At 66.8% G+C, this 14,125-nt stretch carries 14 protein-coding genes; all 14 read left to right on the top strand.

Annotation, left to right across the window (positions count from 1 at the left end):
• The first annotated feature begins 15 nt into the window (after window positions 1–15).
• The 14 genes from KY501_RS13675 (at window position 16) to tssE (ending at window position 14,119) form a co-directional block, all read left to right on the top strand.
• Window positions 16–504 (top strand): hypothetical protein, encoded by a 489-nt coding sequence (locus tag KY501_RS13675; protein WP_224363351.1) that lies wholly within the window; start codon window positions 16–18, stop codon window positions 502–504.
• The gene (locus KY501_RS13670; protein ID WP_224363350.1) at window positions 501–749 is read left to right on the top strand and encodes a hypothetical protein; all 249 of its coding nucleotides are present in this window, start codon (window positions 501–503) and stop codon (window positions 747–749) included. The genes KY501_RS13675 and KY501_RS13670 overlap by 4 nt, the downstream gene beginning before the upstream one ends.
• A gap of 36 nt (window positions 750–785) precedes the next feature.
• Window positions 786–1,325, top strand: coding sequence for a hypothetical protein (locus KY501_RS13665; protein ID WP_224363349.1), 540 nt, complete (start codon window positions 786–788; stop codon window positions 1,323–1,325).
• A complete protein-coding gene (locus KY501_RS13660) occupies window positions 1,316–1,783 on the top strand; it encodes a hypothetical protein (RefSeq protein WP_224363348.1) in 468 nt (155 codons plus the stop codon). Before KY501_RS13665 ends, KY501_RS13660 begins: the two co-directional genes overlap by 10 nt.
• A 278-nt stretch (window positions 1,784–2,061) precedes the next feature.
• Complete coding sequence (tssJ, locus tag KY501_RS13655; protein ID WP_224363347.1) at window positions 2,062–2,577, top strand: type VI secretion system lipoprotein TssJ; 516 nt, start codon at window positions 2,062–2,064, stop codon at window positions 2,575–2,577.
• Window positions 2,574–3,959, top strand: a complete 1,386-nt coding sequence (gene tssK, locus KY501_RS13650; RefSeq protein ID WP_224363346.1) for a type VI secretion system baseplate subunit TssK — start codon at window positions 2,574–2,576, stop codon at window positions 3,957–3,959. Before tssJ ends, tssK begins: the two co-directional genes overlap by 4 nt.
• Window positions 3,960–3,962: 3 nt before the next feature.
• Window positions 3,963–4,673 (top strand): DotU family type IV/VI secretion system protein, encoded by a 711-nt coding sequence (locus tag KY501_RS13645; protein ID WP_224363345.1) that lies wholly within the window; start codon window positions 3,963–3,965, stop codon window positions 4,671–4,673.
• 12 nt (window positions 4,674–4,685) lie between these two features.
• On the top strand, window positions 4,686–8,327 hold the full coding sequence (gene tssM, locus KY501_RS13640; RefSeq protein WP_224363344.1) for a type VI secretion system membrane subunit TssM: 3,642 nt from the start codon (window positions 4,686–4,688) through the stop codon (window positions 8,325–8,327).
• Complete coding sequence (gene tagF, locus KY501_RS13635) at window positions 8,315–9,250, top strand: type VI secretion system-associated protein TagF (protein WP_224363343.1); 936 nt, start codon at window positions 8,315–8,317, stop codon at window positions 9,248–9,250. Before tssM ends, tagF begins: the two co-directional genes overlap by 13 nt.
• A 26-nt stretch (window positions 9,251–9,276) precedes the next feature.
• Window positions 9,277–10,914 carry a type VI secretion system protein TssA gene (gene tssA / locus KY501_RS13630; protein ID WP_224363342.1) on the top strand — a complete coding sequence of 546 codons (1,638 nt, stop codon included), beginning with the start codon at window positions 9,277–9,279 and terminating at the stop codon, window positions 10,912–10,914.
• A gap of 64 nt (window positions 10,915–10,978) precedes the next feature.
• The gene (gene tssB, locus KY501_RS13625; protein ID WP_224363341.1) at window positions 10,979–11,470 is read left to right on the top strand and encodes a type VI secretion system contractile sheath small subunit; all 492 of its coding nucleotides are present in this window, start codon (window positions 10,979–10,981) and stop codon (window positions 11,468–11,470) included.
• A gap of 36 nt (window positions 11,471–11,506) precedes the next feature.
• Entirely contained in the window at window positions 11,507–12,991 is a 1,485-nt protein-coding gene (gene tssC / locus KY501_RS13620; protein ID WP_224363340.1) for a type VI secretion system contractile sheath large subunit, read from the top strand.
• A gap of 175 nt (window positions 12,992–13,166) precedes the next feature.
• Window positions 13,167–13,658 carry a type VI secretion system tube protein TssD gene (gene tssD / locus KY501_RS13615; protein ID WP_224363339.1) on the top strand — a complete coding sequence of 164 codons (492 nt, stop codon included), beginning with the start codon at window positions 13,167–13,169 and terminating at the stop codon, window positions 13,656–13,658.
• Window positions 13,659–13,699: 41 nt separating this feature from the next.
• Window positions 13,700–14,119 (top strand): type VI secretion system baseplate subunit TssE, encoded by a 420-nt coding sequence (gene tssE, locus KY501_RS13610; RefSeq protein WP_309242963.1) that lies wholly within the window; start codon window positions 13,700–13,702, stop codon window positions 14,117–14,119.
• Window positions 14,120–14,125: the final 6 nt, after the last annotated feature.

Below are 14,125 nucleotides of genomic sequence, written 5' to 3'. Positions count from 1 at the left end.
GCCTTGGATGTCCGGATGGCCTTGCACGATCTCGAAACGCTCCAGAAGAAGGCAATCGAAGAGGGGCTCGCGTTCGCCCAGCAGCACCTGACCGGCGACTTCCTGGCAGAGCCCATTGCCCAGTCGGACGACGCGGCGCTCACGTGGGATCCCGTCGAGTTGCGCTACGTGGCCGATCGGTCCCTGGTGCTCTGGCGGCGCTATGGCCAGTTCGAGGTGGTGCTCGACGCCGAGGATCGCGTCGTGGGCTATGTGGACCACGACAAGTGGGAGAAGTGCCGCTGGGAGCCGCTGACGAAGGAAGAGGCCCTCGCCATCGCTCGCAACAGCGGCCTGCTGCGCCCGGGGTTGGAGCTGGTGGAGTCCCGCGAGGGAGAGAAGGGGAGCCTCGAACTGCTGCTGGCCGTCCCCCGCGAGGAGCCATCCCAGGGGCTGCGCGTGTGCATCAACCCTGCACGGCGCGCCGTCATCTCCGTCCTACCCGTGGAGGATGAAGCGCCGTGACGCGCGAGCAGGCCGTGGCGGCCGCGGATGCCGCCCGCGAGGCGAAGGATGTTCCCCCCGAGGCCCCAGTGGACTCGGCCACGCTGCAGTACATCGAGCTGGGGACGGGAGATCCGGAGAAGCCCTCGCCGGTGCGGGACGTGCTCGTGTGGCTTGTTCGCTATGGGCTGGGGCAGGGACGGTGGGTGGAGCTGGCAGTGGATGACAAGCTAGGAGAGGTGGTCCGCGTCCAGCGCTCGCGCTAGACGTCACAGGGGCCCCTGCCGGGAACGGAGCAAGGCATGGCGGAAGAGACATCTCCCGAGGACGCAGAGGCGATCGAACGCGCCCGAGCCACCGTCTTCCGCGTGCTGGAGCGGGATCTGGAGCGGCAGGGAACTCCCGAAGCCGTCCAGTACCTTCAGTACCTCATCCAGGCGCGCCCGGAAGCCGTGGAGCGCAAGGGCACCTACAAGCGGGTGACCTTCGGGATGCACCAGCGGATCTCCGAGTACTCCACGAAGTACAGCCCTGTCACAGGGGCCCAGAACTCGTGGCTCTTTCCCGCCTTCGCCGAGCGGTGCGGCCGGGGACTCACCAAGGCCCAGGCGCTCGAGGTGGCGCAGAAGGTCGCCCAACCTCCGGAGGACGCCGTCCTGGAGGTGGCCGACTACGAGGAGCAGGCGGGCGAAGCCGTCTTCGTGGCCCGCTGGGGGCACGTCGTCAACGGAGTCCGCGTCGAGCGCGACTACATCCAGGTGCTCGTGAATGGAGCCCTGGGGCGGGCCTTCGCGCTGCACCGCAAGTGGCACACCGTGGACGAGGAGCCCTCATGGCGATGACCCGGCGCGCTCTCAGGGCGGTGAGCGCCCTGTCTCTCTTTTTCGCCTGCTCGGCCTCATCGCCCAAGGAGTCTCCGGTGCAGAACCCGGTCCAGGTCATCGAGGAAGAGGTACTTCAGGGCATCCTGGAGCAGGGCGGCTGTGTCGCCCTGGGCAAGGTGTCCAAGGTGGAGCCGTTCAACCAGGGCACTCGCGGCTCGCGGGTGCGGATCAGCCTCGAGGTGGAGAAGCAGCTCCACGGCACGCTCCCTCGACAGGTGAGCTTCCTCACCTGGGGCAACGCCACCACGGCCAAGGTGGGGGATCAGCTCCTGTTCGCCATCAAGCCGCCCGTACCCCAGTTCCCGGATGCCGTGCTGTTGAGCTTCTTCAACGTCCCTGCAGGGAAGGGCGAGGAAGCGGTGCGCGCCCAGCAGGCGGTCCTCGAGAAGGTGGCACACAGGCCGGTAGAACCCTGAAGCACACGGGTCAGGACTCCCTGCGTTGCCTGCCGCTCGGAGGCGCCGGTGCATCCCCAGGGGCCAGGCCCCGACGTACCGGGTCCAGGTGAGCCGTTCGAGGCGCGGCCACCTGCCTGGGGGGGCTCCCTGGGGGACATCCCTCAATTGGGCCGCTGCCTTGAACTGAACGTTTCGGTGTGGCAGCGTTCAGCCGCTTTCCACGTGTTCTGACAGGGGTTTGCATGCTGGCCGGGAGGCAGCGGGACTGGGGCAGCTGGGGGGGATGCGGGTGGCGGATGGCGCTCACGCTCGGGTTCGCGGTGTGGCTGGGGGCCTGTGCCCACGCGGCTGCCGCGCCCGAGCCGTGCAAGGAGCCGCCTCCGATCTCCGTTCTCCTCGAAGCGAGTGAGCGCCTCAATCCGGATGATCGGGGGAGCTCGCTCTCCACCATCGTCCAGGTGCTCCAACTCAAGGACATCCGGCGCCTGGAGGCGTCCGAGTTCCAGGACGTGTGGCAACGTCCCAAGGAAGTCCTGGAGGACGATCTGATCGCCACGGACGAGCTGACGCTCGAGCCGGGCCAGACGTTGACGCGGCAGCTGGCGCGTGATCCGAAGGCGACCTTCGTCGTCGTCCTGGGACTGTTCCGCCGGCCCGCGGGCCAGGTGTGGCGTTCCATCCAGCGGCTGCCGGAGGTGACTCCCGAGCTCTGCGCCGCCGTGAAGAAGCCGGGGGCCAAGCCGCCTCCGCTCTACTTCTATCTCGAGGATTACCGGGTCGAGGCCCGGGGCAGGGCGGAGGGGAGAGGATGAAGATTCCGCAGCGTGTCGTGTGGTCCGAGGGGATGTTCATGAATCCCCATCATCTCCAGCAGGCGGACCTGTACCACGAGAACCTCCTGGCGGCCCGGCTGGGCGCCATGACGCCCTATGACTGGGGCGTGGTGGAGATGGAGGTCGATGAGAAGGCGCTGGCGGCCGGGCAACTCCAGTTGCTGCGCTTCTTCGGCATCCTCCCGGACGGCCTGCCCGTCACCTTCGAGCGCGGTCAGCCCGAGGAGCCCGCGGGCCGGCCCATCGAGGAGCACTTCGGCGCCTCGAAGAAGTCGCTCGACGTGTACCTGGGTGTGGCGCGCGAGCGCGACGGCGTAGCCAGCTATGGCAACCCGGATGGGACGACGACGGCGCCGCGCTTCAGCGTGGTGAACCGCTCGGTGGCGGACCTGATCACCACCGAGTCCACGTCCGCTGTGGCCTTCGCCCAGCGCAACATCCGCTTCCTGTTCGGCACCGAGCCGCGCGACGACTACGAGGTCATCAAGATCGGCGAGCTGGTGCGCGACAAGACGGGCGCGGCGGTGCTCGCGCCCTCGTACATTCCTCCGTGTCTGCGGATCTCCGCGTCGCCGTACATCCTGGCGAACCTGCGGCAACTGCTGAAGTCCATGCACGGCAAGCAGCGCGAGCTGTCCGATACGCGCCGCCACCGGGACGAGGCCTCGCTGGAGTTCACCGGCGCGGACGTGACGAAGTTCCTCCAGCTCAGCTCGCTGAACGGGCTGATCCCCCAGGTGGCCCACGCGGTGGAGGCGGCGGACATGTCGCCGCAGTTCCTCTACCTGCTCTTGTGCCAGGCCGCCGGGCAGCTCTCCACGTTCTCGGCGGACTCGGATCCGGCCAACCTGCCCAAGTTCCAGTACACCAACCTGCGCGTCACCTTCGAGGGCCTGTTCCAGCGCCTGGAGGGGTTGCTGCGCTCGGTGGCCCTGGAGCAGACCGTGGCCATCGCGCTCGAGTCCCGCAAGGACGGCATGCACCTGGGCCGGCTCGAGGACGAGCGGCTGGCGCGCTGCACCCAGTTCATCCTCTCCGTGAAGGCCGATCACCTGCTCGAGCAGCAGACCGCGGATCAGCTCCCGGCCTTGGCGAAGATCGCCAGCTGGGACGAGATCCACAACATCATCCAGGCCGCCACTCCCGGTGTGCCGCTCCAGGTGACGTTCCGGCCTCCGCCCGAGGTCCCCGTCAAACCGAAGGTCGTCTACTTCCTGCTCGACATCACCGATCGGTACTGGAAGGACGCCATCAAGGACCAGACGCTCGCCATCTACCTGCCGCAACCCTTCGATCCCACCCGGACGAAGCTGGAGTTGATGGGCGTGCCCGGGAAGCGGGAAGGCAGCAGGGGGCGCTGATACATGGACAGGCTCAACGTCATCACCAAGGACTGTTTCGGAGCGCTGTTGCAGATCCGCCAGGCCGAGCCTGGCTCGCTGCCCGCGCCCGAGCAGGTCCAACACCGCCTGCGCTCCTTCGTCAGCGACATGATGCGCAGCGCTCGCGACGAGGGCCTGCCCCAGCAGGACGTGGACGACATCGCCTATGCGCTCGTCGCGCTCGCGGACGAGCTGGCGCTGAGCAAGTCCGACGAGTTCCGTGAGTACTGGCTCACCAACCTGCTGCAGTTCCAGTACTTCAAGGAGAACCGCGCCGGCGAGGGCTTCTTCACCAAGCTCCAGGAGATCCGCAAGGATCCCCGCCGCACGGAGGCGCTGCGCGCCTACTACCTGTGCCTCATCTTCGGGTTCCAGGGCCGCTACCGCGTGCGCGGCGGCGAGCTCGAATTGCTCCAGCTCATCGAGCAGCTCCAGCGGGATCTGGCGCCCTCGTTCAAGTTCGACACGGAGACGCTGTCACCCAAGGGAGACAGGCCCGACGGCGGTGGCAAAGCGGCCAAGCGGACCTTGCCGCTGCTGGCCATCTCCGGAGGCGTCGTCGTCTTCGCGCTGCTCGTGTACGGCGGGCTGCGGCTCGGGTTGAGCAGCAGCGTCTCGTCGCTCGTCGACGAGATCGAGGCGGCTTCCTCCACATCTTCTCCTTCCACGCCTTCCACGGCCGCCAAGCCCTGACGGAGCCAGCGGATGCTCAAATACATCTTTGCCGCGCTGGCGGTCGCGACAATCTGGGCGGTGGTGATCGTGTTCCAGCTGCCGTTCTGGATCGCGATCGCCGTCACCATGCTCATCGTTCTGGGGCTGATCGCGCTCATCGCGGTGCGCCAGATCAAGGCGGCCAAGGCCGCGGGAGACATCGAGAAGGCGCTGGCGGCCCAGGCGGATGCGCATGCGGCCAACGCGCGGCCGGACCTGCAGGAAGAGGTCCAGCAGATGCAGGCGGAGTTCGCCAAGGCGATCGCCGCGCTGAAGACGTCCAAGCTGGCGCGGGGCCGGGGCGGCAAGGAAGCCCTCTCCGTCCTGCCCTGGTACATGATCATCGGCCCGCCGGGCTCCGGTAAGAGCACGGCGCTGCGCAACTCGGGCATCAAGTTTCCGTACCTGTCCTCGCGCGGTGGTGGCGTGAAGGGCGTGGGCGGTACGCGCAACTGCGAGTGGTGGCTCACCAACGAGGCGGTGATCCTCGACACCGCCGGCCGCTACACCACCGAGGACGATGACCGGGACGAGTGGTTCAGCTTCCTGGACATGCTCAAGCGCAACCGCCCGAAGAAGCCGGTCAACGGCCTCATCGTCGCGGTGAGCGTGGGTGACATCATCGGCATCGATGAGGAGGAGAGCATCCAACTGGCGCAGCGGCTGCGCGAGCGCGTGGACGAGGTGATGGAGCGATTGAAGATGATCGTCCCCGTCTACCTCATGTTCACCAAGTGCGACCTGCTGGCCGGCTTCGTGGATGTGTTCGGCGATCTGGCCAAGTCCGAGCGTGGGCAGATCTGGGGCTCGACCGTTCCGGTGATGGAGAAGGGCGAGGATCTGGCCGGGCTGTTCCGCGAGCGCTTCGACGAGCTGGCCGAGGTGGTGGAGCAGCGCTGCACCCAGCGCCTGGGCCAGGAGCGCCACCCGGAGACGCGCGAGCGCATCTACCGCTTCCCGCAGCAGTTCGAAGGACTGCGCGAGAACATCGCGGCCATGGTGCAGGCACTCTTCGCGGAGAACGTCTACGCGGACACGCCGGTGATGCGCGGCGTGTACTTCACCAGCGGCACGCAGGAGGGCAGCCCGATCGATCGCGTGATGAACGCGATGGCGGACGCCTTCGGCATCCGGCAGTCGCTGCCGTCCAGCTCCAAGTCCTCCACGGTGGAGGCGCGCAGCTACTTCCTCCGGGACGTCTTCGCCAACGTGATCTTCCCGGATCAGGATCTGGCGGTGCAGAGCACGGCCGAGGATCGGCGCCAGCGGCAGGTCCAGTACGCCTACGCGGGCGGAGCGCTGTTCCTCGCGGTGCTCATCCTCCTGTTTCCGACGATCGCCTTCTTCAAGAACCGCGAGCTGATCCACGACATCCGGACCCTGTTCCTCGCGCAGCAGGCGACCGCGGCCACGGCCTCCACCGCCTCGATCGCGGTGGAAGATTTGAAGGTGCTGCGCGATCGGATCGACGAGCTGCGCAAGAACAAGGAAGAGGGGCCACCCACGGGTATGCGCTTCGGCATGTACCGGGGCGATGCGCTCTTCGAGCCGCTGAGCCGCTTCTATGGCTCCGCCGTGCGGCGCACCTTCGTGGAGCCCGTGCTCGTCCAGGATATGAAGGATCTGAACACCTTCGCCAAGAAGCACGAGGGCGAGGAAGGTTCGGCTCCCGACGAACGCGAGTACGCGCGCTTCTTCACGCTCCTCAAGCTCAACCTGTTCCTCACCGGGCCGCGCACGGAGGCCGAGCCTGCCATCGGGGATGACGAGCGTGGGTGGCTCGTCAACCACCTGGTGGATCGCTGGAGCAACCGCTCCGGTTTCGCGGAGAGCGCCGAGCGTCAGCGCATGCTCGGCGAGCACCTGGATCTCTATCTGAAGCTGCTGGCCGCCAACCCGTCGCTGGCCTTCACGCGCAACGACAAGATCATTGGTGACACGCGGACGGCCCTCAGCAAGCTGCCCTTCGAGCGGCTGCTGCTGAACCAGATCATCGCGGACGCGGGGCGCGAGTTCGATCTCAAGCTCTCCAGCATCCTGGGAGGCACCGCCGCCAACATCAAGTCCAAGGGCCTGGTCCGCGCCGCCTTCACTCGCAAGGGCTGGGACAAGCTGGTGCGTGAGCGGTTGGAGAATCCGCTTCAGAACGCGGATCTCTGGGTCCTCAACCGGGACACGAAGAACCTCACGGACGCGGAGATCGAGCGCCAGATCAAGAAGCTCGAGTCCCTCTACTTCGAGACGTACATCAACGAGTGGCAGACCTTCCTGGACGCGGTCGAAGTGTCGCGGCCGAATGGACAGGCCGAGGTGCTGGCGGAGTTGGAGGAGTTCACGCGCGGCAAGCCGCCGCCGCTGGCCCGCCTGTTCCAGGCGGTCTCCTTCAACAGCAAGCTGCCGAACAAGAGCGCCGTGGAAGAGGCCGGTGAGGACATCCTCGGCAAGATCAAGCAGAAGCTCGAGAAGAAGGCGACCAAGGATCAGAAGGACGCCATGACCATCGGAGCCAGGCTCGTCCCGGGCGGCGAGGAGACGGGGGAGATCCAGTACACCGCGCTCCATGTGCAGGCGGCGTTCGACTCGCTGGTGAAGTTCGGCGTGCCTCCCAAGCCCGCGACGGAGGATGCACCGCCCGAGTCCACCCAGCTGGACCTGTACCAGGAGCAGCTGGTGTTCGTGCGTGACGCGCTCCGCCAGTTCGTGGAGAACCCCTCCGAGAACAAGGCGCTGGTGGCGCGCCTGTCCACCGCCAAGGTGGCCGCCCAGTCCCAGATCAATGGCCAGGAGGACCCCAACATCCGGCCGTTCCTCAACAAGCTGCTGATGCCGCCGCTCGAGACAGCCTCCAGCGCCGTCAGCGGCGCGGTGGGCGGAGAGCTCAACCAGGGCTGGTGCAGCGAAGTCTCGGACACCTTCAAGCGCAACCTCCTGGGCCGCTACCCGTTCAACAAGACGGGGCACGATGCGGCGCTGCAGGACGTGGCGGACTTCTACCGGCCGGACTCCGGCACGGTGTGGTCCTTCTACAACGCCTCGCTCAAGGAGAACGTGCGCAAGGTGGGCGCCAAGTGGAAGCCCGTGCGCGGCGTGGGCGGGGTGACGTTCGGTCCGGCGCTGTTCAGCTTCCTGGAGCGCGCGGACGACATCACCACCTCGCTCTTCGCGTCCAAGGCGGGCGAGCCCGGCATGCAGTTCACCATCCACATCCGGCCCTCGCCGCAGCTGGCCTCCATCACCTTCTCGGTGGACGGCAAGACGGTCGAGTACAAGAACGGTCCCGAGGAGTGGTACCCGTTCGGTTGGCCCGGTGATGGGAAGAAGTCCGGCGCCTTCATCAAGGTGCGCAACAACCGCGGGCAGATCGAGACGCTCGATCAGGATGGAGAGTGGGGCTTGTTCCGCCTCATGGAGGCCGGCACGCCGCAGGTGGACAGGGGCGCGCGCGTGTTCTCCGTCACGTGGAAGATGCCCTCCGTGGGCGCGGATGTGGTGATCGACTTCCGCCCCGCGCGCACCGCCACGCCTTTCTTTGGGCCGTCCCCGGGACCCGGTACCGGGATGCTCCAGCCGTTCCGCGCATCGGGGGTCAGTCCTCCGCGGACGATCGGAAGGGGGGCCGGATGTTCGGGGTGAAAGCCAACGCCGTGGCGCTGCTGGGCAAGGCGCCATGTCAGGGAGACTTCATCCGCTGGAACGCCGCGGATCCTGTCTCGGCGCAGTTCCACAAGTGGCTGGAGGAGGGGCACGAGGCCGTTCGTCGCGCCAACCTCACGCTGCCTGCCGAGCCCATCTGTTTCGTCTACACCGCCGCCGGTGGCCGTCAGGCGCTGGTGGGGATGATGGCCCCCAGCAGTGACAAGGTGGGGCGCCAGTTCCCCCTCTGCGTCTACGTGCCGCTGGAGCTGGGCCCTGTGTCTGGCAATGCCGCCACGCTGCACGGCTCGCACCAGGCCTTCTTCGCCGAGGCGCGCAAGTTCCTGGCGGACGCGGCGAAGCTCTCCGCGGACGATCTGATGAAGCGCCTGGAGGGGTTGGGGCCTCACGCCGCGGGAGATGCCTCCGCCGCGGACACGTACCGGCGCAGGGCGGTGGCGGCTCCGGCCTCCGCGCTGGTGGGGCAGTTCACCGGCGACGGTGCTCCTCCGGGTGCCCAGTACTACGCCTTCCGCACCTTCATGATGGCGTGCGCGGCCGAGCGCGGGAAGGAGCCCTCCAAGCCCGGCGTCACGCTGGACTGTCCCTTCCCGGAGGTTACGGGGCCGTATCCGTGGGTGGAGATGGCGCGGCGGATGTTGCAGTGGCGCGGGATGACGCCGGCGCTCTTCTGGCACATGGGCCCGAGCCCGCGGTTGCTGGTGTCACTGGGTCCGCCGTCGTCGACGCTGCTGCTGCACCTGGCCAAGCGCGAGCACTCCAGCATGAAGCTGTGGCCGCTGCGGACCAAGGCCACCAACGCCATTGAAACAGCGAAGCAGGCTCTCAATTCAAAACAGCGTCAGGCCCTGGATGACGCAAGCTCCACGGCGGAATCGGTGATCCTGGCATTCGCCAGCTGAGTGGAGTCCAACGGGGGAGAAGTGACATGGCAGTCTCGATCGAACAACTCCGAGAGAAGGCGAAGAACTGGATCGAGCCCTGCTCCGCAGCGGCCCCGGCGGGCGCGAACGCGAAGACGAATCCTCAGTACGAGGCCGTCGTGACCGAGATGGCCAAGCTCGAGGCCGTGACGGGTGGCGCGATCGACTGGAACATGGTGCTGGACTCCAGCGGCAAGGTGCTCCAGTCCGTCTCCAAGGATCTGCGCATCGCCACGTACCTGGCCTATGGCCTGTATCAGACCCAGGGATTGGATGGGCTCGCCACCGGGCTCGTCGTCGTCTCCGAGCTGATGGATCGGTACTGGCAGGGCCTTTTCCCCGAGCTGGCGCGTCTGCGTGGCCGCGTCAACGCGTTGGGTTGGCTCATCGAGCGCACGGCCAAGCCGCTGGGCGATACGCAGTTGGATGGTGGAGCTCGCGAGCGCGTCGAGGCGCTCGATGTCGCCGCCGCGCGTCTGGCTGAGGTGTCCCGGCAGAAGTTCGAGGCCAATGGTCCCGCCATCCGGCCGCTGCTGGAGAGCGTCCAGCGCCTCAAGGCCTCGCTGCCCGCGGATGCCCCTCCGCCTCCGCCTCCGCCTCCCGTCGAGACGAAGCCCACCACCACGGTTCCTCCGCCGCCCTCCATTGCTCCGGTGTCGGTGCCCGCAGCGGCGCCTCCGCCCGCGGCCATCAGCACGCCTCCGGTGGCGACGATGTCCGGCGCCGAGGGTGTCACCGACTTCCTTCGCCAGACAGGCTCGGCGTTGGCGAGCGCGGCGGGCACGCTGCGTCGCGCGGTGGCCACCGATCCGCAGTCCTACCGGATGCTGCGCGTCGGTCTGTATCTGCACCTGGTGCAGCCGCCGCCTTCGGATGCCAGCGGGAAGACGTCCATCCCCGCACCGCCCCCGGCGCTGCGCACGCAGCTCGAGAAGATGGCGCAGAACGGCAAGTGGGCCGAAGTGCTGGAGGAGTCCGAGTCCGCGCTGATGCAGCACCGCTTCTGGGTGGATCTGCACTACTTGAGCGCCCGAGCACTGGCCGAGCTGGGTCCCACCTTCGGGCCCGCCCGTCAGTCGCTGCTCGTCGAGCTGGGCGCGTGGCTCAAGCGCATGCCCGCCGTCCCCAAGTTCCTGTTCGGGGATGGATCGCCCTCGGCCAACGGAGAAACTCGGGCCTGGCTGGAGTCCGAACTGGCTCCGGCCGCCGCGTCAGGTAGTGCTCCCGCATCCAACGCGTCAGATCCTGGGGAAGGGGATGATGAGGCCGCCGCGCTCTCGGAGGCGCGCAAGCTCCTGGGGGGCGGCAAGGCCCCCGAGGCCATCGCCCTGCTCCAGAAGCGCGTGCAGGAGGCCAGCTCCAGCCGCAAGCGCTTCAAAGCCAGACTTGCTCTCGCAAAACTTTGCGCTGCCAGCGGCCAGGGTAATGTAGCGCGCGCCCTCTACGAGGCGCTCGATCGCGAGGCGGTCGAGCGGGGGTTGGATGTGTGGGAGCCAGCGCTCACCGCCGAGTGTCTGGAAGGTTTGTTAGGGGTTTCCCGCCCTCAGCCCAAAGCGGCTGAAGGTCTGGTGTCGGAGTTCAACGCCCGGTATCATCGTCTATGCCTGATCGATCCCAGCGCTGCCCTGAGGGTGTCTCTGTGAGAGGGGGGGCCTCTTACGGTGAGTCCGCGCGGGATCAACGAGTTCCCAACCAGGAGGTCACGAGGTGAGCAAGGAAGGGTCTGTCGCGCCGAAAGAACGCGTCAACATCGTCTACAAGTCCGAGACCGGAGGCGCGCAGGCCGAAGTCGAGCTGCCGCTCAAGATCCTCATGGTGGGGGATTACACCGGCCGCAAGGATGATCGCCCCGTCGAAGAGCGGGCGCCCATCAACATCGACAAGTCCAACTTCAACGAGGTGATGTCCAAGCAGAACCTCGGGCTGGACATCAACGTCGCTGACAAGCTCTCCAACGAGAAGGGCGCGGAGATGTCGGTGGCGCTGAAGTTCTCGACCCTCGCGGACTTCACCCCCGAGGGGATCGTCAACCAGGTGCCCCAGCTCAAGCAGTTGCTCGAGCTGCGCGCCGCGCTCAACGCCCTCAAGGGTCCTCTGGGCAACGTGCCGGCCTTCCGCAAGAAGATCCAGGCGCTGCTCGGAGACACCGAGGGCCGCCAGAAGCTCATGGCGGAGCTCGGACTGGGCGAGAAGAAGTAGCCACCGCCGCGCAAGCACAGAGAGGCGTGAACACGGATGAGCACTGATGCCAAGGCGGGTACTGCCGCCGCAACGACTGTCGAGACCCAGAACTCCCTGCTCGACGAGATCCTTGCCGAGACCAAGATGAAGCCGAGCGACGACGGCTATGACGTCGCCCGGAAGGGAGTGCAGGCCTTCATCGCGGAGATGCTGGCCCCGGGCCGCTCCGCGGAGCGCGTGGACAAGGCCCTGGTGGACGCGATGATCGCCGAGGTGGATGCCCGCCTCAGCGCGCAGGTCAACGAGATCCTCCACCACCCCAAGCTCCAGGCGCTCGAGTCCGCCTGGCGCGGGCTGAAGTTCCTGATCGATCGCACGGACTTCCGCGAGAACATCAAGGTGGAGATGCTGAATGCCACCAAGGAAGACCTGCTCACGGACTTCGAGGACGCTCCGGAGACGGTGAAGTCCGGCCTCTACCGGCTGGTGTACTCCAACGAGTACGGCGTCTTCGGTGGCAAGCCCTACGGCTCCATCTGCGCCAACTTCGACTTCGGGCCCGGCCCGGAGGACGTGGCCCTGCTGCAGAAGTGCGCGGCCGTGGCGGCCATGGCGCACACGCCGTTCATCGCCAACGCGTCGCCGGAGTTCTTCGGCGAGACGTCCTTCCTGAAGCTGCCGGGCCTCAAGGACCTGAAATCGCTGTTCGAGGGTCCGCAGTACGCGCGCTGGCACAGCTTCCGCGAGAGCGAGGACGCGCGCTACGTGGGCCTGGCCATGCCGCGCTTCCTGCTGCGGCTGCCCTACGGCGAGAAGACGATCTCGGTGAAGTCCTTCAACTTCAACGAGGATGTCGTCGGCCAGCACGATCGCTACCTGTGGGGCCATGCCTCCATCGCGCTGACCAGCCGCATCGTGGATTCGTTCGCCAAGTTCCGCTGGTGCCCGAACATCATCGGCCCGCAGGCGGGTGGCGCGGTGGAGAGCCTGCCGCTGCACCAGTACGAGGCCATGGGCGAGATCCAGACGAAGATCCCCACCGAGGTGCTCCTCACCGAGCGCCGCGAGTATGAGCTGTCCGAGGAGGGCTTCATCGGCATGGTGTTCCGGAAGGAGTCGGACAACGCCGCCTTCTTCTCGGCCAACTCCGTGCAGAAGCCCAAGTTCTTCGGCAACAGCCCCGAGGGCAAGCAGGCCGAGACGAACTACCGCCTGGGCACGCAGCTGCCGTACATGTTCATCATGTCCCGCCTGTCGCACTACCTGAAGGTGCTGCAGCGCGAGCAGATCGGCAGCTGGAAGGAGCGCTCGGATCTGGAGCGTGAGCTCAACCAGTGGATCGGCCAGTACGTGGCGGACATGGATGATCCGGCGCCCTCGGTGCGCTCCAAGCGCCCGCTGCGCACGGCGAAGATCAAGGTGGAAGATGTGGAGGGCCAGCCCGGTTGGTACCGCTGCAACCTCCAGGTGCGCCCGCACTTCAAGTACATGGGCGCATCCTTCACGCTGTCCCTCGTCGGCAAGCTCGACAAGGAATAGCGGCTGTGGGGGCGCCTAAGGGAAATCCCTAATGGCGCCCCAAGCGGCCGGGGATGTGGGATCCGGCGGCTACATTGGCAGTTCCGGGCTCACCAGGGAGGGGGGCCCTCCGAGACAGCTCATCGTCCCGGGTAGTCAGTCACCAAACGAGCAGTCGAAGAAGGAGAAGAGAGCCATGGCCGAGACAGTACACCTTTACCTCAAGGCGAACGGGACGGACATCAAGGGTGAGAGCACCCAGGTGAGCCTCGGACGCCAGGATTCCATCGAGTGCGTCTACTACGAGCAGTCCGTCATCACCGCGCGCGAGGCCGGCTCCAGCCTGGCCACTGGCCGCCGCCAGTACCAGCCGCTGCTCATCCGTAAGCGCATCGACAAGTCCTCGCCGCTGCTGATGAAGGCGCTGACGGAGAACCAGGCCGTCGAGGCCACCTTCAAGTTCTTCCGCCCGAACCCCACCGGTGACGGCACCACCGAGCAGTTCTACACGGTGAACTTCAAGAAGGGCCGCATCGCCAGCATGAAGCAGCTGGTCCCCGACACCCTCGTGCCGGCCAGCTCCACCGAGCCGCCCCTCGAGGAGATCACCTTCGTGTTCCACACCATCGGTTGGACGTACACCAACGGTGGCGTGACGCACGAGGACACCTGGGACGCGCAGCGCTGAGTCTGCTGGCTCGCCGCTCTCCGGGTTGAAGCGGAAGCGCGGTGGGCAGGACTCGGGAGGACACGACAGTGGCGGGGCGCGGGCTTCTGTCACGAATCGAGTCGGAGGAAGGGACGTCCTCGCGAAACGCGGACGTCTCCTCCTCCATCATCGAGCACTTGCGGGTATTGCTCAATACGCGCAAAGGAGACTCGGTCACGGTGCCGACTTTCGGAGTGGTGGACTTCTCGGACTTGGTTCACTCCTTTCCGTCGGCCATTCAGACGTTGCAGGCGACCATTCGCGCCACGGTGCTCGAGTACGAGCCGCGCCTGCGCAACGTCAGCGTCCGTCACGTGCCGGACGAGGATCCGCTGGTGGTGCGGTTCGAGATCACCGCGCAGCCCGCGGACAGGAACGCCCGAGGCGTGCTGCGGTTCCGCACGCAGATGACTTCGGGCGGCAAGGTCGAAGTCTGGTGAGCGTGC

The organism is Hyalangium versicolor (genome assembly GCF_020103695.1).
Classification (GTDB): domain Bacteria; phylum Myxococcota; class Myxococcia; order Myxococcales; family Myxococcaceae; genus Hyalangium; species Hyalangium versicolor.
Note: the sequence above shows the minus strand (reverse complement) of the source record. Positions and strands in the feature narration are given on the sequence as shown.